Origin of the sequence: Flavobacterium sp. T12S277, from assembly GCF_048514875.1 — a bacterium.
In the GTDB taxonomy this organism is placed as follows: domain Bacteria; phylum Bacteroidota; class Bacteroidia; order Flavobacteriales; family Flavobacteriaceae; genus Flavobacterium.
The window spans coordinates 26,069-47,017 of the sequence record NZ_JBLYEG010000007.1 but is presented as its reverse complement, the minus strand read 5'-3'; the positions used below and the strand labels follow the sequence as shown (position 1 = coordinate 47,017).

Below are 20,949 nucleotides of genomic sequence, written 5' to 3'. Positions count from 1 at the left end.
AATTAAAAAAATAAATGCCTTTTTTGAACTTTTTTTCATTTCTCTCCCAACCTTTTTATCTTTTAAGCCCTCTTTAGTATAAAGACAACAATTGTGATAAACGAAACTCTAATTTCCAACTGCAAAAAAATGCATCGTGACGCCCAGCGTCAGGTGTATGAGCACATGGCTCCAAAACTGTATCGCGTTTGCAAACGATACCTTAAGAAGGAAGAAGAAATAGAAGAAGCTATAGCTGACGCTTTCTATACCATATTTACAAAGCTGGAGCAACTTAAAGAAGTTTTGGCTTTTGAGGCCTGGGCGCGAAAAATTACCGTCAACCATTGTTTGGCAACCATCAAGAAAAACACCAATTTCAATATGTACCTTGATGATGTCAAACTGCTTTCGCAACCTTTTACCGAGGAAGTGAACGCATTGGAAGAAGAAGATTTACTGAATTTACTAAACCATATTCCGGACGGCTGTAAAACGGTTTTCAACCTTTTTGTTATTGAAGGTTTCGGACATAAAGAAATAGCCGCTATGCTGAACATTTCTGAAGGCACATCGAAATCACAATTGAATGCCGCTAAAACCAAACTAAAGGAGTTAGTCAATAAATTGTATTACCAAAAAGCAAAATAGTCATGGACAATCAAGATAAAGTATTCGATAAATTTAAAGAGGCCGCACAGCACTCGGAAACTAAAGATTTCCCGGGAATGGAAAAAGTCTGGTCGCGCCTTGAAGATAAACTGGACAAAAAAGAAGATAAAAAAACCATTTCGTTATGGAAAAAAATTGCCATCGCAGCCTCTCTTTTATTGCTCATTTCTTTAGGAGCCCAATTTTTAAAATCAGATAAAACAACTCCTCTTGCAACCCCAAAAGTTGTAGTTAACGAAACAGAGCAGCCTGCTTTGGAACAAGAGAATGCAATTGTTTCTTCCGATTCTATAATAGTTCCGAAAGCAGAAGCGGTAAAAATTTTAGACCAGCAAATCAAACAACAACAAAAAGTAGCGTTACAGGAAATACAATCTGCTCCCAACAATGCCGTAATTACGGAAGTCGCTCCATCAGCTGTTCCAGATCAAATTGCTGCTCCGGTAGCTGTACAATCCGAATCTTATAAAAATAAAGAAGAGGAAAGCAGTGTCGCAAAAGACAAAGCCATTCCAAATTATGGTTATGCCGGATCGATGCAGCGAGAGTCAGCTAAAATGGCTTATGCAGAAAAGCAGGTATCAATGGCCAAAAAAAGTGCTCCTCTAATTGTTTTGAATGGAAATGCCATCTCGCACAAGGACGATGCCAAAAGGGATCAGATGATGCAGGCAGAGCTTCCGAATTTACAGCCTGAAAATGTAGATTCTCTTGTCGTACTGGATGCCCCATTGTACATTATCGACGGAATATATTATTCTGAAGATGACTTATTTGGCAAAAACCCAACCAGTCCGTATGCTCCTTTAAACAAACAGGAGATCAAAACAATTACTGTTCTTCAGGATCTTGAAGCCACCTCAAAATATGGTGAAAAGGGAAAAAAAGGAGTGGTAATCATCACGACCCGAAAAGGAAAACCTGCAGCAAAAGACTAACAGCAAAACACTCATTTAATTTCAAAAAATCCTGGTCAGGGCTTTAAGTTCTGACCGCGCTCAACCCGATTATTCATCTAAAAATTACTACCATGAAAAACGTAAAACTTATTTCATTAGCCCTATCTATGCTTATATGTTTCGTAGCATCAGCACAGGAGAAAACCATTACAGGAACCGTTACCGACGAAACCAATATTCCGCTTCCGGGCGTAACCTTGGTGGTTAAAAATACCAAAACCACAGCACAAACTGACTTTGACGGAAAGTATTCTATCAAGGCTCAAAAAGGCGATGTTTTGGTATTCAGCTATATCGGATTCAGCTCTCAAACTAAAACTGTGGGTGATCAAAATGTTATTAATGTCAAGTTAATTACTCAAAATCAATCTCTGAGCGAAGTGGTGGTTGTCGCCTATGGTACATCAGATACCGAATATGAAAGTAGAGGATACAGTCGCCGTGACAAAAAAAAGGCGGCTAAAACCATTACCTCCACGCTTCAGGGAAGAGTTGCAGGACCACAAATCACCCCCAATTATGTTCAGCCGTCTCCCAATCAAAACATTATAATAAGAGGAACGGGATCTGTTTCTTCTAAAGATGAACCTTTGTATATTATTGACGGCGTTCCGGTAAGATCACAGCAATTTTCAAAGATCAATCCCAATGATGTTCAGGAGGTAAAAATCTTAAAAGATGCAGCTGCCACTTCTATTTATGGAAGCAGAGCCTCAAAAGGGGTCGTATTAATTGAGACCAAAAATGGTCTTTACAAAAACCTTACGGAGAAAGAATTAAATGCCAAACTAAAAAAAATACCCACTCCTCAACCGGTAGAACCCAATCAGGAAGATTATGATACTTTTGTAGAAAATGCTTTTGAGAGCCCAAAAACCGCACCGCTTTCTACCTTTTCTATCGATGTTGATAATGCTTCGTACACCAATGTGAGACGTTTTATCAATAATGGTCAGGCCGTTCCCAAAGATGCTGTTCGTGTAGAAGAAATGGTCAATTTCTTTAAATACAATTATCCACAGCCAAAGGATCAAAATCCGTTCTCGATTCACACCGAACTGAGCGATTCTCCATGGAATACAAAAAACAAAGTCCTCAAAATTGGTCTACAGGGTAAAAACATTCCAACAGAGAACTTACCTGCCTCCAATCTGGTATTCCTGATTGATGTTTCAGGATCGATGAGCGATATGAATAAATTGCCTCTGCTAAAACAATCTTTGAAAATACTGGTAAATGAGTTACGCCGAAAAGACAAAGTAGCCATTGTGGTCTATGCCGGTGCAGCCGGATTGGTTTTGCCTCCGACTTCCGGTGACGAGAAAAAAACAATTGTTGATGCTCTCGACAATTTAAATGCCGGAGGAAGCACTGCCGGAGGAGCCGGAATTGAACTGGCTTATAAAATCGCAGCAGAAAATTTCATCAAAGACGGGAACAACAGAGTAATTCTGGCCACCGACGGAGATTTTAATGTGGGAAACACTTCTAATTCTGACATGGAAAAACTAATTGAAGACAAAAGAAAAACCGGTGTTTTCCTTACTTGTCTGGGTTACGGAATGGGGAATTATAAAGACAGCAAAATGGAAACGCTGGCCGATAAAGGAAATGGAAATTATGCCTATATCGATAACATTCAAGAAGCCAATCGCTTTTTAGGAAAAGAATTTAAAGGTTCTATGTTTGCCATTGCTAAAGATGTAAAAATTCAGATCGAATTCAATCCGAAACAAGTTCAGGCCTATCGTTTAATTGGATACGAAAACAGAAAGTTACGTCCGGAAGATTTTAAGAACGATGCTATTGATGCGGGCGAACTGGGGAGCAACCACACGGTTACGGCTTTGTACGAAATTATTCCTGCAGGAGTAAAAAGTGACTATTTAGTACAACAAGCGGACGATTTGAAGTATACAAAAGTAGAAGAAGCCGGAGCAAACTACAACAATGAATTGGCAACTATAAAATTCCGTTACAAAAAACCGGATGGTAACAAAAGTATCGAAATGGTGCAGGTAATTGAAAACAAAGCTGTTGCTTTAGAAAAAGCTTCTGATGATTTTAAATTCAGTTCTTCGGTAGCCTGGTTCGGATTAAAACTAAGAGATTCAAAACTCATTTCAGATAAATCTCCGGATGCCATTTTGAAATTAGCCAGACAAGGCCTTTCTAATGATGCCGAAGGATATAAAGCAGAATTTATTCGTTTGATTGAAACCGCTAAATTCAATTAAACTCTGATCCTATTTTTTTTTGAAAGAACCTTAAAAAACATCATTGTCATTTCTCCTTCACCGGAATGACAATGATGTTATCAATCTGATGGGAATCTCAATACTTATCTAAAACATTATAATGAAAAATATAAAACGCATTTCACTGGCTTTTTCTCTATTTCTTTGCTTTATCTCACATGCACAGGAGAAAGCCATTTCTGATACAAAGCCTGCAAATGCCAATAATCGGATCATAATATGTGCACCATCAAAAAAATCTCTTATGAATGCACCTTTGGTAATTATGGACGGAGTTATAATAAATTCGGAACAATTTTCTAAAGTAAATCCGAATGATATCAAAGAGATCAAAATTGTAAAAGAAACGGAAGCAACTTCTCTCTATGGAGATAAAGGAAAAAATGGTGCTATAATTATAACAACAAAGGAAAATAATTAAAGATTTAATGATGTCGATTTTATTTTAACAGGGGTTTATTAACAAAATTATTTTTACATTTGATCTACTTTAAAGAAAATTGAAACTACAATCTTTAAAAAATCATTTACAAATCAATTTCAAACCCCATTTAATGAACCCTATCTTAAATCAGAATTTATTTCTTGTGAAAGAACATGTTGGCATGTTTAAAGCAGCAAACAATTACGACATTTACAATCCCGAAAGCAATCAGATCATTCTGAATTGCAGGGAAAATAACCTGGGAACTTTTACCAAAATATTTCGCTTTACCGATTACAAAAGAATGACTCCTTTTGATATTGAAATTACAACTGCTTCGGGCGAGAAAGTAATTACAGTTAAAAGAGGTATTGCCTGGCTCAGATCGACTGTTACCGTTTTTGACGAGAAAGACAGACTGGTAGGAACCTTTAAACAAAAGTTCTTTTCTTTTGGCGGCAGATTTGAGATTTTAGATAAAAACGAAAAACCGGTTGCTACACTTCAGGGAAAATGGACCGGTTGGGATTTTAAGTTTACGCATGAAAACAAACAACTGGCACAGGTAAGCAAAAAATGGGCCGGAATGGGGAAAGAACTTTTCACCAGTGCAGATAATTATGTGCTTCAAATTGAAGAAACTGTAGGGGCTGACAGTCCGCAAAGACAATTAATCATGGCAGCAGTAATGTGTATCGACATGGTTTTGAAAGAATAAAAAAGTTGTTAAACTTAGATTAAGAAAACACTTAAAAGCATCATTTAGGAAGCAAAAGCCTTATTTTTGTTGTACTAAAATGATGCTTTTGGCATTTCTAATATTACAATGATGACAGACTTAAAAAATAAAAATGCTCTGATTACAGGAGCAGGAAAAGGGATAGGAAAAGCAATTGCAATTGCACTTGCCAAAGAAGGCGTTAACTTAATTTTAGTCTCAAGAACACAGGCCGATGTAGACCAACTGGCCATTGAAACCACTAATCTGGGTGTAAAATCTCTGGCTTTAACTGCCGATGTATCGGATATTAATTCAATAAATACGGCTGTAGAAAAAGCTTTAGCTGAATTCAAACATATTGATATTCTGATCAACAATGCCGGTACCGGTAAATTCGGTAATTTTCTGGAATTGCAACCGGAAGAATGGGAAAATATTATCAAAGTAAATCTAATGGGAACGTATTATACCACCCGCGCTGTTGTTCCAAACATGATTGAAAGAAAAACAGGTGACATTATCAATATTTCTTCAACAGCCGGACTAAACGGAAACGCCCTTACAAGTGCTTACAGCGCTTCAAAATTTGCTGTTTTGGGACTAACGGATTCTTTAATGCACGAAATGAGAAAACACAACATTCGTGTTACCGCCTTAACACCAAGTACCGTAGCAACTGATTTGGCTATCGACTTAAAATTAACCGACGGAAATCCGGAGAAAGTAATGCAGGCTGAAGATGTAGCCGAATTGATTATCGCACAATTGAAATTGAATCGTCGCGTTTTCATTAAAAACAGCAGCATCTGGTCTACTAACCCTTAATAATAAAATTCCAAATTTTTAAATTCCAAATTCCAATACAACAGGCTTTAAATTTAAATTCTAATATTTTTTAAATCCCAAATTCCAATTTTTGGAGTTTTTGCAAAATGTTGGAATTTGGAATTTTAGTATTGATATTTAAGATTTTACCATTTGGATTTCAAAAACTTTATATGATGGAACAATATTTAAGACAATTAATCGCCATAGAATTCACAGACAAGAAAGAACTTTTTACAGGATTTCTAATTGACTATTCGGATGAGTGGATTTTATTGCGAAACAATCCGGTAGATTTTATTCTGGATGGTTTTGTAGTGCTGAAAAATAAAAATATCGAAGCCATTCACAGGGATCAGGATCTGGCATTTACAGAAAAAATTATCCGTCTGAAAGGGCTAAAAACCAATGCCGAAGATATCATCCCAATAAGGGATTTAACTTCCATTATAAATTTTATTACCAGCAAGTATGGTATTTTTCAGATTTCTAAAAAATCAGCAAAATCGGCTTATTTAGGAAAGCTAATCGAATTGACGGAGGAGGAACTTACCATCGATTTCCTGGATACAAAAGGTCAATTTGGCGGAGAATTAAGCTTTAATCCACAAAAGATAAGAGTAATTGAATTTGATACCGATTATATCAATTCGCTGAAACTGGTAGTTCCGGAAAATCAGCAGTAATTATTTTAAAAACAGAAAAGCCCTTTGTAACAAAGGGCTTTTCTGTTTTTTTTGTCTTTTATCAATAACTCCGTTCCTAAATTCGCCAATCTTTGTCGAGTTTCTTATGTGATTTCTCCTTCGTCGAAATGACAAGATTGGGGGTTACTTGGTCTGGAACTCTAATCTTTGTCGTGTTTCTTGTGTGATTTCTCCTTACGTCGAAATGACACTAGAAATTGAAATGACAAATGTAAGTTTAAGCCTCTGTCAGTTTATTCAAAAACTCGAGACGAACACTTCCGTCTTCGTCAATTTTAGTCAGGTTTATTTCTTGTAAGGTATTGACCAATTCAGGATTCCATGGTGTTTTTACTTTTACGTAATTCTCCGTAAAACCATGAATGTATCCTTCTTTATTTTCGCTTTCGAACAAAACAGTTCTATTAGATCCTAATTGACTTTCGTAAAAAGCACGGCGTTTTTTAACTGATAATCCGCGTAACATTTTACTGCGTTTCGCTCTTACATTTGCCGGAACACTTCCGGACATGTTTGCAGCCTCGGTATTGTCTCTTTCCGAATAAGTGAATACGTGTAGGTACGAAATATCCATTTCGTTAAGAAAATGATAGGTTTCTAGAAAATGTTCGTCTGTTTCACCAGGGAAACCTACAATAACATCGACTCCTATACAGGCATGAGGCATTACTTCACGAATTTTATTAACACGTTCGGTATAAACTTCACGCAAATAACGGCGTTTCATCAATTTTAAAATGTCATTGCTTCCGGATTGTAACGGGATATGAAAATGTGGTACAAAAGTTCGGCTTGTTGAAACAAATTCAATCGTTTCATTCTTCAGCAAATTAGGTTCGATAGATGAAATTCGCAAACGCTCAATTCCGTCAACCTGATCCAAAGCCTCAACCAGTTCCAGAAAGGTATGCTCGTGTTTTTTATTTCCAAATTCCCCTTTTCCGTAATCTCCAATATTCACTCCGGTTAAAACAATTTCTTTGATGTTCTGAGCTGAGATTTCTTTTGCATTTTGTAATACATTTTCCAAAGCATCACTTCTCGAAATTCCTCTTGCTAACGGAATGGTACAGTAGGTACATTTATAATCGCAACCGTCCTGAACTTTCAGGAAAGCACGGGTACGATCTCCAATAGAATAACTTCCCACATAAAAATCAGCTTCGGCAATTTCACAGGAGTGTACTTCTCCCATATCATTCTTGCTCAAATCGTGAATATAGTCGGTAATTTTAAATTTTTCTGTAGCTCCCAAAACCAGGTCAACCCCATCAACAGCCGCTAATTCCTCTGGTTTCAACTGGGCATAACAGCCTACTGCCGCTACGAAAGCTTTTTCATTAAGTTTCATTGCTTTTTTTACAACCTGCTTAAACTGTTTATCGGCATTCTCTGTAACAGAACAGGTATTGATGACATAGATATCGGCTATTTCCTCAAAATCAACACGATCAAAACCTTCGTCGTTAAAGTTTCGGGCAATAGTTGAAGTCTCTGAAAAATTCAGTTTACATCCAAGCGTATAAAAGGCAACTTTTTTTCTATTTTCCATAGGAATAAACTACGTTTTAAGTAGTAAGATATTACATTTACATCTCTTTTGAAGAGTTTGCAAATTTACGTACAATATTCTTTAAAATAAAATCAATAATACACTATATATCAACATTTTGCAACGAACCTCTATTTTAATTCATTTTAAAAAACCATAAATCAAACAAAATAACGGTTTTAAAAAAAAGTCTCCGGAAAAAGTAAAGCCGCAATTCGATAAGAATAAATTGACAAACAAATCGATTAAACGCAAATAATATCGATTAAGTACATTTTTTTAGCTGTTAAATTGAAATTTTCTTACATTTAACTTTGTTTGAATTGTTTTTAGAAGTACTTTCACTTCTCCAAAAAACAGGGAGCGAAAATTGTATTGTTTAAATTATAAATAGCACATAACAATTTTGATTTTCCGTCGTTATGTTGTTGTTTTGTTACAGTAAAAAATGGGAAGGCCGAAAACCAGAAAGAGTAGGCAAAAATTAAAAATTAAAACTCCATATGAAAGCATTTTTACCCACAATCTGCTTGATGTTCTTAACCCTTTTTAGCGCTCAGGCACAAACTGCTCCTGCCGCTAATCCATTTCCATCTATCAGCACATTGACAACTTGGGCGAGCTTAAACTCTCAATCTCAATTTGATATTGCCATTCGTGCGGTTGGATTTAAATTTGAAGTAAAAGAACCGGGTGAAGGCTCAACAGCTTACACTTATATTCGTAAAGTAACGGTAAACGAAGTAAACTATACAGACAGAATTGTTTACAGAATTACAAACAATAATTCAGCAAGTATCATTTCACTGGTAACCGCTTCTACTGATTTAGTAAGCTTATACACACCGCAATTGTCAACTTTTAAAAACAACAATTGTAAAACTGAAATGTCTAAAGACAAAAATACAACTTGTACTTGTTACGAAAGTGCCAATTTTGCAATCGATCTTTGTGACGAACGCGTAAAACTGACAATGGGTGACGGAAATAAATATTTTGTTTCGGTAGCTAAAAAATAATACCTGATACTTTCTTTTTTCTAAGTATTAAAAACTATGGGCTGTTTTCCAAATCTTTGCAAATCTTATACATGTTGAGTTTACAAAGATTTGGAACACATTTCTTAGGATTCTCTTTATATGTTGGGATTCTTTAATTCATACCAGACTTCCAACTCCCCTTCATACTCAAAGGAATTGACATAACGAAAACCCAGTTTTTCTAAAGCCTTTCTTGAGTCTTTATTTCCTTCATCCGCATAAGCATAAAGAGTTTCTGCTTTGATCACATCAAAAGCATAATTCACAAATGCTATTCCAGCTTCGGTAGCATAGCCTTTTCCCCAATGTTTTTCGATGAAACGATATCCTATTTCATAAAAATCTTTATGGTTGTTGATTTCCGTAGTAATAAATTTTATTCCGGACCAGCCCAAAAACTCATTGGTTTCTTTTAAAATTACCGCCCAGCGCCCTGTTCCATAAGCTTCATATTGCCCCTGAATGTGTTTTATCATGGCAACACTTTCCTCAATTTCTTTCACGGGTTTATTTCCCACGAAACGCTGCACGTTGGGATTAGAATCTAATTCAAACATCCCATCAACATCCGAGAGAAGTAATTCTCTTAAAAGTAGTCGTTCAGTTTCAATTGGATCTTTCATAAAAATTTAATTTAAAATATAGCGCTGCACTACCTCAGCTACGCCATCGTCATTATTTGAAGCTACGATTACATCTGCCTTGTCCCGCAATTCCGGTGTTACATTGTCTACCCAAACACCAAGTCCGGCATATTCGATCATGGTCAGATCATTTCCCGCATTTCCAACGGCAATAATCTCGCTTTGATGAATGTTTAGCTTTTCGGCTAAAAGTTTTAAACTGGCGGCTTTATCAATTCCGTTTTGCGCTGCTTCCAGGAAAAAAGGCTTTGACATGGCAACACTCAAATGTGGCATTGCTGCTTTCAAATCACTTTCGACTTCTTTCAGATAAGAAGGTTCTGCCAGCAATATACATTTTACGGCAGCTTCTGTCACAGCTTCTTTAAAACTATAGACTTTATTGTGAGGTAATCCGGTAATTTCTTTTTCAACCTCAATGTATTCCGAATCGGTTTCACTTATAATTTGACCGTCCAGATAGGTAATGATATGGGTGTTCTTTTTTACACTGTAGTCGTACAATTCATGAATTTGCTCTACCGTTAATTTTTGTTCAAACAAAATCACATCGTCTTTCACCGTGCTAATGATCGCTCCGTTGAACGAAATGATATACGAGTTGTTCAAATCTAACTCTAATTCCTTAGCATAAGCCGTCATTGCAGATGTAGGTCTGCCGGAAGCCAAAACCACGTACACGCCTTTTGCCTGTGCCTCGAGAAGTACTTTTTTATTAAGGTCGGAAATTTTATGATCGTCGGTTAACAAGGTATCATCCATGTCAAGCACTAACATTTTATATTGCATATTTTTTATTTTCAGTTCTTGGTCTTAGTGCCCGGTCGCAGTGCTTCTTTACATTTCACATCTAACATCTCACACTTCACACTTCACAAACAACCACAATTATTAAAGGCTCATTCTAAACTCTTCGATAATCGGATTTGCTTTTGCAAAATCAGTTTCCTGAATAAATACCTCTACTGCCAAATCTGATCCGCCATAACCAGCCATACGGGCCGATTGAATGTTATCTTTCTTTACTGTTTCCAATCCTGCCTCTTCCAATCTTTCCTGTAAAGCAATTGCTAACACTTCACTACCTGAATACACTTTCATTAATCCCATGACATCTTATTTTTATTGTTATTTAATTATTCTTCCTCTTCAATATCTTCTTCCTCTTCATCTTCAAGTTCCTCTTCATCTTCCATATCAAACACATAAGGCTCCAACAACATTTTGTCGGCCAAAATTTCAATGCGTTCTGTTAAGGTTTCTGCAAAAATAATGCGTTGTGTTTTGGCGATACTGTTTGAAATACGCATGATCTTTGTTTCGTGACGCAACTTCAAAATAGGATCGGCATCGTCCAGAACAAACATTTTCAAGCGATTTACATTGTAGCCCGCTGTTGTAAACATGTCGCTCAATTTATTTGGCGTTCCAATCAAAACATCAATCCCTGTAGAGATATAGTTTTTGTCGTAATCCATGTCGCCTTTGTCGTGCACTCCGTAAACTTCAAGCTTGGAATATTTTCCGTATTTTTCAAAAAGCTCTTCCATTTCCAGTACCTTGGCCTTGTCCTCTACAAAAATCAGCGCACGTGGCGATTCTTCTGTGTGACCTGCCAGTTGCTGAATCACATTCAATACAATTGTTGTAGATTTTCCGCTCCCTGCCGGAGAAAGAATGATACAATCAGCCCCGCTTTTAATAGTCGAAAAAGTTTCCTGCTGCAAAACATTTGCTTCTGTTAAACCGTTTTCAATTAGAGCCTCTTGTAACTTCTCGTTTATTTTTTTTAGTTTCATTTTTTTTATGCTTTACGCTTTAAGCCTTAACCTTCAAGCCAAAATTCATTTTATTTCTTATGCTCACACCAGCCTAAAGCCTATTGCCTTTACTTGCTTGCAAACATTTTAACATCGGTTTCAGAAATTTCATTTCCTCCCAAAATAATTAATCTTTCGACTACATTTCGAAGTTCACGAATATTTCCTGTCCAATCGTACTCTTGTAGTAACTTGATCGCTTGTGGCGAAAACACTTTTACCGAATTTCCTTGCTCTGAAGCAATTTTCTCTGTAAAGTGAGTAATCAACGCCGGAATATCATCACGTCTTTCGTTCAATGGTGGTACTTTAATTAGAATAACAGCCAGACGATGGTACAAATCTTCACGGAAACGGCCTTCTGCAATTTCAGTTTTTAGATCTTTATTCGTTGCTGCTACTACACGCACATCAACTTTGATGTCTTTTTCAGCTCCTACTCGCGTAATCATACTTTCCTGTAGCGCTCGTAACACTTTGGCTTGTGCCGAAAGACTCATATCTCCAATTTCATCTAAGAAGATCGTTCCTTTGTCAGCAGCTTCAAACTTTCCGGCACGGTCTTTCACCGCCGATGTAAAAGCTCCTTTTACGTGACCGAACAATTCACTTTCGATCAGTTCACTCGGAATTGCAGCACAGTTTACTTCGATTAATGGAAAGTTAGAGCGCTCACTTTTTTCGTGCAATTGGTGCGCTACCAACTCTTTCCCTGTTCCATTCGGACCTGTAATCAAAACTCTGGCTTCGGTTTGAGCAACTTTGTCAATCATTAATTTGATATGACTGATTGCTTCACTTTCTCCTACCATTTCGTAGTTTTTACTGACCTTTTTCTTTAGGATTTTATTTTCAACCACAAGTTGTTTTTTATCTAAAGCGTTACGAACAGTGTTCAGTAAGCGGTTTAAATCAGGTGGTTTCGAAATATAATCAAAAGCGCCTAAACGCATCGTATGAATCGCGGTTTCCATATCGCCATGACCGGAGATCATAACCATCGGAATTTCCGGTTTGATTTTTTTTGCTTCTTCTAAAACCTCAACCCCGTCCAATTTTGGCATTTTGATGTCACACAAAACCAAATCGTAATCGTTGTTTTTTATTTTCTCAAGACCCGCCGCACCATCTTCAGCTTCATCTACCTGATACGTATCATTTTCTTCTGATAAAATTTTTACCAAAACTCTTCTGATGGATGCTTCGTCTTCTATAATTAGTATTTTACTCATTCTTTTTCTAAGGTTCAAAGTTGCAAAGGTACAGAGGAACAAAGTTTCGAATCTTTGCCGATATGGTACCTCTTTTAACCTGTTATTAGTAATACATTTATATTGTGTTCTTTGTGTAGTTCTTAAAGTTGCTTATTCTAAGGTACTAAATTCAAGTTTTCAAAAAAACTTTGAACCTTTGTCTCTCTGTACCTTTGCAACTTTTAAAACTAATATTTAAGCCATTTATACAATTCTTTCCAGGTTGGTTTTTTGCCGTACATCAAGATACCTATTCGGTAAATTTTGGCGGCGAACCATACTACAAGGAAAAAGGTAGCAAACAATAATGATACCGAAATTGCAATTTGCCACCACGGCACTCCAAACGGAAGTCGCATTAACATTACAATTGGCGAGGTCAATGGAATCATGGAAAAAACAACCGCAATGGTTCCGTGAGGATCATTGACAACGGTGAAAAAACCAATATAAACACTTAAAATAAGCGGCATTAAAATAGGCAATAGAAATTGCTGTGAATCGGTTTGGTTGTCAACTGCTGCACCAATGGCTGCATAAAAGGAACTGTATAAAAAGTATCCTCCGATGAAATAAATAACAAAACCAATGATAATACTGGCAATAGGCAAATTCCATAATTCGCGTATGTACATTTGAGCTGTTCCCGACATTTCATGCTGGGCCGACTGCATTAATTCTGGCGAGATTCTGGCCGTAGGTCCGACATTAACTCCAAAAAAGGCCGAAGCCGCAAACATCAATCCCAGACCAATAATCGCCCAGATGATAAACTGAAGCAATCCGGCAAGAGAAGTTCCCACGATTTTACCAATCATCAGCTGAAAAGGTTTTACGGAGGAAATAATGATTTCGATAATTCGGTTCGTTTTTTCTTCGATCACACTTCGCATCACCATATTACCATAAATGATAATAAACATCATGATCAGATATCCAAACGCCCCGCCGATTCCTATTTTTATTTCATTCAATCCTTTTAAGCTTTCCTCTCCGGATGCTTTTACCAAATGTATATTAACTTCCGACTGTGCTTTTTGAATGGCCGTCGTATCCAGTTTCGCCGCCTCAAGATTTACTTTGGTAATTTTTGACGCAATAACACGCTGTGTTTTTTCGATAAAAGAAATACTCGGACTGTTATTGGAAATGAACTCGATTTTACTTTCTAAATCGGATAAATTATTGGTTTTTGGAATTACAATTAAACCGTCATAATTTTCATTAGTGATGCTGTCTTTTAATGCTTTTGTATCAATTTCAGACACATTGAGGTATTTAAACTCGGCTTCTTTCTTATTCTTTTTGACAAAATCCTGGGCAAACAAACCCGTTTCGTCATGAATTGCGATTCTTTTTGTCTCTGCTTTCATGGAGCTCAGATAACCAATAAAACCTGCAATTGCCACAAACAATAACGGACTCAAAAACGTCATGACAACAAAAGATTTATTGCGCACTTTTGCAATAAATTCTCTTTTTATAATTAATGAAATGATGCTCATAAATATTTTAATTTTCAAATTCCAAATTCCAATTTTGATCGCTCTGACATTGGAATTTGGAATTTATTTTTTGGAGTTTAATTTTTGTTTTCGGTAACTGTTTGAATAAAAATATCGTTCACACTAGGTATTTTCTCCACAAAATGGGTCACCTGTCCGCGTTGTGTAAGCAAATGCAGTAACTCGTTGGGTGCAGCGTTTCCAATTTGAATATCCAGTTTTAAATCATCATTTAAGGATTTAAAATTAGCAGGCGAAACGGTAAATTTTTGTGTGATATCGTACATCAGACCTTCTACATTATCCGTCAGGATTCCAACTTCAAAACTATTGGTTCTAAACTGGCGTTTTACATCGCTTACCTTACCTTCAATCAGTTTATTCGATTTATGAATTAAAGCAATATGATCGCAAAGTTCCTCCACACTTTCCATACGGTGTGTCGAAAAAATAATGGTGGCTCCCTGTTCTTTTAATGCCAGAATCTCATCTTTAATAACATTTGCATTGACCGGATCAAATCCGGAGAAAGGCTCATCGAAAATCAGCAATTTAGGCTTGTGCAGCACACAAACCACAAACTGAATTTTTTGGGCCATTCCTTTCGAAAGTTCCTGAATTTTCTTGTTCCACCAGCCCTGAATTCCAAGACGGTCAAACCAATATTCCAGTTGTAATTTTGCCTCGGCTTTAGAGAGTCCTTTCATCTGCGCCAGATACAAACATTGTTCTCCTACTTTCATAGAAGTATACAACCCTCTTTCTTCAGGAAGATAACCAATATGCTGTACATGTTTGGGCTGCAATTTTTCTCCATCCAAAATTACTTCACCGCTATCCGGCAATGTAATTTGATTTATAATTCGGATCAGGGAAGTTTTTCCGGCTCCATTCGGACCTAATAGTCCATAAATACTACCTTTTGGTACATTTAATGAAACTTCGTTAAGCGCTACATAATCACCGTATTGTTTTACGACTTTATGTACTTCGAGTAAGTTGCTCATGCTATAATTAAGATTTTCTGCGTCAGTTTGACCATTGCGGCATTACGAGTGTAAAAGTAAATAAATAGTATCGAAATTTTGTACTATTGATACAAAAAACCCATTCTATGATTTACTATAGAATGGGTTTTGAAATTTATTATTGTTCCATTTTAGAAAAAGCTCTGTTTATGAAAACATATCTTTTACTTTTTCAAAAAATGATTTTTCTGATTTTTCAGGACTTGGAATAAAGTGATCGTCGTTCAATGCGTTTTCAAAGAATTGTTTTTGCTCTTTGCTCAGTGTTTTTGGCGTCCATACATTTACATGAACTAACAAATCTCCACTTCCATATCCATTGATACTCGGAATACCTTTTCCTTTTAATCTTAAGATTTTTCCGGATTGAATTCCTTCTTCTAATTTGATACGAACTTTTCCATTGATTGCTTCGATGTCTTTAGAAACTCCTAAAACGGCTTCCGGGAAACTGATGTATAAATCATAATGAATGTTTTCACCTTCACGTTTCAGAAACTCATGCTCTAATTCTTCAATAGCTACAATTAAATCACCAGGAATACTATTTCCGGGAGCATCATTTCCTTTATTAGAAACTTTCAACTGCATTCCATCTACAACTCCCGCAGGAATTTTGATGGAAACGGTTTCGTCTTCTAAAATCATTCCCTGTGCATCCGCTTCCGCTGGTCTTTTATCTAAAATCTGGCCAGACCCGCCGCAAGTAGGACAAGTTGACGCAGACTGCATTCTTCCTAAAATAGTGTTGGTTACACGCATTACCTGTCCCTGACCGTTACAAGTCGAACACGTTTTGTAGGTAACTCCTTTAGCCTGAACTTTACGTTTTACTTTTACTTTTTTCTCAACACCATTTGCAATTTCTTCTAAAGTCAATTTTACTTTAATTCGAAGATTGCTTCCTTTAGCACGACGAGGGCCACCGCCTCCGCCTCCGCCGAAACCACCAAATCCACCGCCAAAAATATCACCAAACTGGCTGAAAATGTCATCCATATTCATACCACCGTGACCACCGCCAAATCCGCCAGAACCATCAAAAGCCTGATGTCCGTACTGATCGTATTTCGCTTTTTTGTTAGGATCGCTTAGTACTTCATAAGCTTCTGCCGCTAATTTAAAGTTTTCCTCTGCCTCTTTGTCGCCCGGGTTTTTGTCCGGATGATATTTCAATGCACTTTTTCTATAAGCTTTTTTAATTTCGGCAGCATCCGCATTTTTTGAAATGCCTAGTATTTCGTAAAAATCTTTTTTCATAATTTAGGTTAAATTGCTTCGCCAGTTCGCTAGCGCTTGTGTCCAAATTTAAAATTCCGAATTCCAATACTTAAAAAATTGACTTTCAGAATATGTCATTTGCTCTTTTTAGTTTCCGATCACAACTTTAGGGAAACGGATAATTTTGTCTCCTAATTTGTATCCTTTTTCAATAACATCAACAATTTTCCCTTTTAATTTCTCAGACGGAGCCGGAATTTGGGTAATTGCCTCAGCAAAATCAGCATTAAAAGCATCACCTGCTCTTACTTCAACTTGCTCTAAACCTTTAGAAACTAAAGTGCTTTTTAATTTTTCGTGAATCAACTCAACTCCTTTTGTCAAGGTTTCATCTTCCGATTTGTTGATTTCTACTATTGCTCTGTCAAAATCATCTAAAACTGGCAGCATCGCCAATAAAACATCCTGGTTTGCCGTTTTAAACAAGTCGATACGCTCTTTTGAAGTTCTTTTTTTGTAATTTTCGAATTCGGCAAATAGTCTCAAAAACTTATCTTTTTCTTTTGCCAAGTCTTGAGCCAATTGCTCTTCAACACTTAATTCTTCAACAATTAACTGCTCACCGTTGGCATTGTTCTCTAACGTTACATCATCTAATTCCTGATCGAATTCTGTATTTTCAGTAGTCATATTACTTTTATTTTTAAAAATATTCTTAAACTTCATTTTTTATTCTTTCTTTTGGATTGCAAAAGTACTGCCAAATCTTTCAAAATGTCAAATTGTCACTTTATTAAAACTGAGCCGTTTAAAAACTAAAAACAGCTTTTTAAAATTTAGTATAATTTTAAGACTATCACGATATCCTTTATAGTATATTTGAGATACAATTGAAAACTAAATTATTACCTATCAAAATTGAATTTAAGGGTTGGCCTCGGCTTCATAAATAATTATTAATTCAAATTTACCTTATATTAAAAAAAGCTTCGCCTAATTTGAGACGAAGCTTTTTTTTATGTTGCTTTTTTACCTTGTAACTCCTCGAAAGTCTTTGATAAATTTAATAACGGTTGTTATTTTTTATTGCACGGGCGGAGGGATTCGAACCCCCATCAACGGTTTTGGAGACCGCTATTCTACCCTTGAACTACGCCCGTAACTTAGAGCGGCAAATTAAAAGTATTTTTTCTTCCCAAGCAATTATTTCAGGCAGATTTTAAAAAAGATTTTGGCCAAATACCGCCGATTTGCTTAATACTAACCCTGCTTTGATCTGTAAAACCTGCAGGAAACAAAAACCTAAATAATCCTTTTAATCTGTGGCAAAACACTTTACCCTCAAATTATGCCAGCAAAGCATTTTTCAGTCCCTCAAAATCAACAGTAACCTGCTCGCCTGTCACTAAATTTTTAAGTGCATACGATTTTGTAGCAATTTCCTGATCTCCCGCAATAACTGCGAACGGAATTAAACGCTTATCGGCATACTGAAACTGTTTCCCGACTTTTACATTGTCCGGATAAAGCTCTACTTTTATGTTTTCCTGTCTTAATTTCTGAATAGCTTGCGACGCATACAACGCCTCAGCATCTCCGTAGTTGATGAACAACGCTTTTGAAGTTGCCGAAACAGTCTCCGGGAACAACTGCAATTCTTCTAAAACCAGATAAATACGATCCAATCCAAAAGAAATACCAACACCACTCATATTTTTCAATCCGAAAATACCCGTCAAATCGTCGTATCTTCCACCACCTCCGATAGAACCCATCGCAACCGATTTTGGAGCTGCTACTTCAAAAATGGCTCCGGTATAATAATTCAATCCACGGGCAAGCGTCACATCCAAATCTAAAGTCGCTGTTGACAACCCTAAAGTTGCCACATTGTCACAAATAAATTGAAGCTCCTCCACCCCTTTCATTCCTTCTTCTGAGGCTGCTAACAAATCGGAAAGCTGCTTGATTTTATCCGCGAAGGTTCCTGTAAAACTAAACAGCGGCTGTACTTTTACCAATGCTTCTTCAGAAATACCATTTTCGATCATTTCTTTTTTCACACCATCTTCCCCAATCTTATCCAATTTATCCAATGCTACCGTAAAATCGATTAACTTATCAGAAGCTCCAATCACTTCAGCGATACCGGATAATATTTTTCTGTTGTTGATCTTGATGGTAACTCCTTCTAAACCTAAAGCCGTAAAAACGGTATCGTACAACTGCACCAATTCTACTTCCTGCCACAACGATTTTGAACCCACCACATCGGCATCACATTGAAAAAACTCTCTAAAACGTCCTTTCTGAGGGCGATCAGCTCTCCACACCGGTTGAATCTGATATCTTTTAAAAGGAAACTCAATTTCATTTTGGTGCTGTACCACGTATCTCGCAAACGGAACGGTTAAATCGTAACGCAATGCTTTTTCGGAGATTTGTTTGGTAAAAGAATTCAATTCGATTCTTTCTGCAATGGTAATTTTATCTGCAGAAGAAGCCTGAAGCTGCTCCATAGATTTTGGCAATTCTATTTTACTTTTGTTATAGAAAAAGTTCCCTGAATTTAATATTTTAAAAATCAAACGATCACCTTCTTCTCCGTACTTCCCCATCAAAGTATCTGAGTTTTCAAAAGAAGGGGTTTCGATCGGCTGAAAGCCAAATTTTTCAAAATTATTTTTTATAACCTGAATGATATATTGACGTTTTGACACCTCTGCAGGCGAAAAATCTCTTGTTCCTTGCGGTATGCTTGGTTTTGAAGCCATTTTTTTGATTTTAGATTTTAGATCTTAGATTTTAGATTTCTTCTGAAACTTAAATTCGCAAACCTTTAAAATTATTTTATTTCTATATTTTTAGATTATCGGATCATTAGCCTTTCGACTTAATTAAGTCTGCAAATATCTCACTTTTTAAAATAAATAATAACAGTTCGAAAACAAACTTGTAACAAAAAACGTATTTTCGTGACAAATTGGTCATGATGCTAAAATTATTTAAAGAAAATATCCGAATTGCTTTTGGTTCTATCAAAACTCAATTGTTACGAACTATTCTTACAGTAGTTATTATTGCTATCGGAATTACCGCTTTGGTGGGAATCCTGACCGTAGTTACAGCACTTGAAAACACGGTCTCTACCAACTTTGCTTCGATGGGAGCTAACACCTTTAACATCAATCAGTACGAAAACACCGTTAAAAATCGTGGCGGAAATGAGCGTGAAATCGTCAACCCTATTATTTCTTACCCGGAAGCGGTAGCGTTCAAAAATAAATTCAAATACCCTTTTACAGAAACATCCCTCTCTTTTACGGCGACATCCAAAGCCGAAGTAAAATACCTAGATCAAAAAACCGATCCCGAAATTACTATACTTGGAGTTGATGAGCACTATATCTCAAACTCGGGTTTAGAAACAACTTCAGGCCGTTCTTTCAATCAATTTGATATTGACAACAATACTTATTCCTGCGTCGTGGGCTCTGATTTTGAAAAAGGTTTACTAAAAGATGTCAACCCAATTGATAAAATCATTTCGATACGAGGGGCACGTTTTAAAGTTATTGGCGTTTTAAAAGAAAAAGGTTCCACTTTTGGAAACAGTCAGGATTTAAGAGTATTAATTCCAATTCAGGTAGCGCGTTCTTTATTTACAGCACCAAAAATCAACTACACGATTAGTGTTATGGTTTCTAAAAAAGAGCTTTTGGATGAAGCTGTAGACAATGCCACAAGTACGATGCGCAGGGTTCGCAAATTGAGTCCGGTTCGCGAAAGCAATTTTGGTATTGGCCGAAGCGATGATTTAATTAACCGAATTCTGGGTATTACCAAATATTTAGGCTGGGCCTCCTGGATCATCAGTATCATCACCATCTTAGGATCGTCGATTGCTCTGATGAACATTATGATCGTTTCGGTTACAGAACGAACCCGTGAAATTGGTGTTCGAAAAGCTTTAGGCGCGACTAAAATCACTATTTCGGTACAGTTTTTTATCGAAACCTTATTAATTGGTCAGATTGGCGGTTTGGTCGGAATTGTACTGGGAATCCTGGTAGGTTTTGGTTTTGCCGCCGCAATGAATTTTGCTTTTGTAATTCCGTGGATGGCCATTTTTGCCGCTTTTGGTACCAGTTTTATGGTTGCCATTGTCTCTGGTTTGTATCCGGCAATAAAAGCATCACAACTGGATCCTATTGAGGCTTTGCGCTACGAATAGGTTTTTAGTATGCAGTCGCAGTCGCGGTTTACAGTCGCAGTATTCAGTCACAGTTTGCAGTTAATTGAACGACTGAAAACTGTGACTGAGACTGAAAACTGAGACCG

20 protein-coding genes and 1 tRNA gene are annotated in these 20,949 nt (G+C 36.7%); 9 read left to right on the top strand and 12 right to left on the bottom strand.

Going from position 1 to position 20,949, the window contains the following annotated elements:
- Window positions 1-129 precede the first annotated feature (129 nt).
- From ACN1CN_RS12010 to ACN1CN_RS11980, 7 genes are all read left to right on the top strand, one after another.
- Window positions 130-630, top strand: coding sequence for an RNA polymerase sigma factor (locus ACN1CN_RS12010; RefSeq protein ID WP_419135833.1), 501 nt, complete (start codon window positions 130-132; stop codon window positions 628-630).
- Window positions 631-632: 2 nt separating this feature from the next.
- Window positions 633-1,589 carry a hypothetical protein gene (locus ACN1CN_RS12005; protein ID WP_419135832.1) on the top strand — a complete coding sequence of 319 codons (957 nt, stop codon included), beginning with the start codon at window positions 633-635 and terminating at the stop codon, window positions 1,587-1,589.
- Between the two features lie 92 nt (window positions 1,590-1,681).
- Window positions 1,682-3,847 carry a YfbK domain-containing protein gene (locus ACN1CN_RS12000; protein WP_419135831.1) on the top strand — a complete coding sequence of 722 codons (2,166 nt, stop codon included), beginning with the start codon at window positions 1,682-1,684 and terminating at the stop codon, window positions 3,845-3,847.
- Between the two features lie 121 nt (window positions 3,848-3,968).
- Window positions 3,969-4,289: a TonB-dependent receptor plug domain-containing protein gene (locus ACN1CN_RS11995; RefSeq protein ID WP_419135830.1), complete on the top strand. Its 321-nt coding sequence runs from the start codon at window positions 3,969-3,971 to the stop codon at window positions 4,287-4,289.
- A gap of 133 nt (window positions 4,290-4,422) precedes the next feature.
- The gene (locus tag ACN1CN_RS11990; protein WP_264525038.1) at window positions 4,423-5,010 is read left to right on the top strand and encodes an LURP-one-related/scramblase family protein; all 588 of its coding nucleotides are present in this window, start codon (window positions 4,423-4,425) and stop codon (window positions 5,008-5,010) included.
- Window positions 5,011-5,121: 111 nt separating this feature from the next.
- A complete protein-coding gene (locus tag ACN1CN_RS11985; RefSeq protein ID WP_419135829.1) occupies window positions 5,122-5,838 on the top strand; it encodes a 3-ketoacyl-ACP reductase in 717 nt (238 codons plus the stop codon).
- A gap of 176 nt (window positions 5,839-6,014) precedes the next feature.
- Window positions 6,015-6,524, top strand: a complete 510-nt coding sequence (locus ACN1CN_RS11980; protein ID WP_264526353.1) for a hypothetical protein — start codon at window positions 6,015-6,017, stop codon at window positions 6,522-6,524.
- Between the two features lie 238 nt (window positions 6,525-6,762).
- Here the strand turns inward: ACN1CN_RS11980 and mtaB are convergent, their stop codons facing one another.
- Window positions 6,763-8,097, bottom strand: a complete 1,335-nt coding sequence (gene mtaB / locus ACN1CN_RS11975) for a tRNA (N(6)-L-threonylcarbamoyladenosine(37)-C(2))-methylthiotransferase MtaB (RefSeq protein ID WP_419135828.1) — start codon at window positions 8,095-8,097, stop codon at window positions 6,763-6,765.
- Between the two features lie 503 nt (window positions 8,098-8,600).
- Between mtaB and ACN1CN_RS11970 the strand changes: the two genes are divergently transcribed.
- A complete protein-coding gene (locus ACN1CN_RS11970; RefSeq protein ID WP_264525040.1) occupies window positions 8,601-9,116 on the top strand; it encodes a hypothetical protein in 516 nt (171 codons plus the stop codon).
- 116 nt (window positions 9,117-9,232) lie between these two features.
- Here ACN1CN_RS11970 and ACN1CN_RS11965 read toward each other — a convergent pair whose 3' ends face one another.
- The 11 genes from ACN1CN_RS11965 to hisS form a co-directional block, all read right to left on the bottom strand.
- Window positions 9,233-9,760 carry a GNAT family N-acetyltransferase gene (locus tag ACN1CN_RS11965; protein ID WP_419135827.1) on the bottom strand — a complete coding sequence of 176 codons (528 nt, stop codon included), beginning with the start codon at window positions 9,758-9,760 and terminating at the stop codon, window positions 9,233-9,235.
- Between the two features lie 6 nt (window positions 9,761-9,766).
- Window positions 9,767-10,570: a Cof-type HAD-IIB family hydrolase gene (locus ACN1CN_RS11960; protein ID WP_291285533.1), complete on the bottom strand. Its 804-nt coding sequence runs from the start codon at window positions 10,568-10,570 to the stop codon at window positions 9,767-9,769.
- A 102-nt stretch (window positions 10,571-10,672) separates the two neighbouring features.
- Window positions 10,673-10,891 (bottom strand): putative signal transducing protein, encoded by a 219-nt coding sequence (locus tag ACN1CN_RS11955; protein ID WP_173966174.1) that lies wholly within the window; start codon window positions 10,889-10,891, stop codon window positions 10,673-10,675.
- 26 nt (window positions 10,892-10,917) lie between these two features.
- Complete coding sequence (locus tag ACN1CN_RS11950; RefSeq protein ID WP_419135826.1) at window positions 10,918-11,580, bottom strand: DEAD/DEAH box helicase; 663 nt, start codon at window positions 11,578-11,580, stop codon at window positions 10,918-10,920.
- 89 nt (window positions 11,581-11,669) lie between these two features.
- A complete protein-coding gene (locus ACN1CN_RS11945) occupies window positions 11,670-12,833 on the bottom strand; it encodes a sigma-54-dependent transcriptional regulator (RefSeq protein ID WP_264525045.1) in 1,164 nt (387 codons plus the stop codon).
- A 209-nt stretch (window positions 12,834-13,042) separates the two neighbouring features.
- Entirely contained in the window at window positions 13,043-14,359 is a 1,317-nt protein-coding gene (locus ACN1CN_RS11940; RefSeq protein WP_419135825.1) for an ABC transporter permease, read from the bottom strand.
- A gap of 77 nt (window positions 14,360-14,436) precedes the next feature.
- A complete protein-coding gene (locus ACN1CN_RS11935; protein ID WP_264525047.1) occupies window positions 14,437-15,366 on the bottom strand; it encodes an ABC transporter ATP-binding protein in 930 nt (309 codons plus the stop codon).
- A 168-nt stretch (window positions 15,367-15,534) separates the two neighbouring features.
- Complete coding sequence (gene dnaJ, locus ACN1CN_RS11930) at window positions 15,535-16,647, bottom strand: molecular chaperone DnaJ (RefSeq protein ID WP_264525048.1); 1,113 nt, start codon at window positions 16,645-16,647, stop codon at window positions 15,535-15,537.
- A gap of 108 nt (window positions 16,648-16,755) precedes the next feature.
- A complete protein-coding gene (locus tag ACN1CN_RS11925; protein WP_291285527.1) occupies window positions 16,756-17,334 on the bottom strand; it encodes a nucleotide exchange factor GrpE in 579 nt (192 codons plus the stop codon).
- A 363-nt stretch (window positions 17,335-17,697) separates the two neighbouring features.
- Window positions 17,698-17,768 (bottom strand) — tRNA-Trp (locus ACN1CN_RS11920).
- A 186-nt stretch (window positions 17,769-17,954) separates the two neighbouring features.
- Entirely contained in the window at window positions 17,955-19,382 is a 1,428-nt protein-coding gene (gene hisS, locus ACN1CN_RS11915) for a histidine--tRNA ligase (protein ID WP_291285526.1), read from the bottom strand.
- Window positions 19,383-19,597: 215 nt separating this feature from the next.
- Between hisS and ACN1CN_RS11910 the strand changes: the two genes are divergently transcribed.
- On the top strand, window positions 19,598-20,842 hold the full coding sequence (locus ACN1CN_RS11910; RefSeq protein ID WP_264525051.1) for an ABC transporter permease: 1,245 nt from the start codon (window positions 19,598-19,600) through the stop codon (window positions 20,840-20,842).
- The last annotated feature ends 107 nt before the right edge of the window (window positions 20,843-20,949 follow it).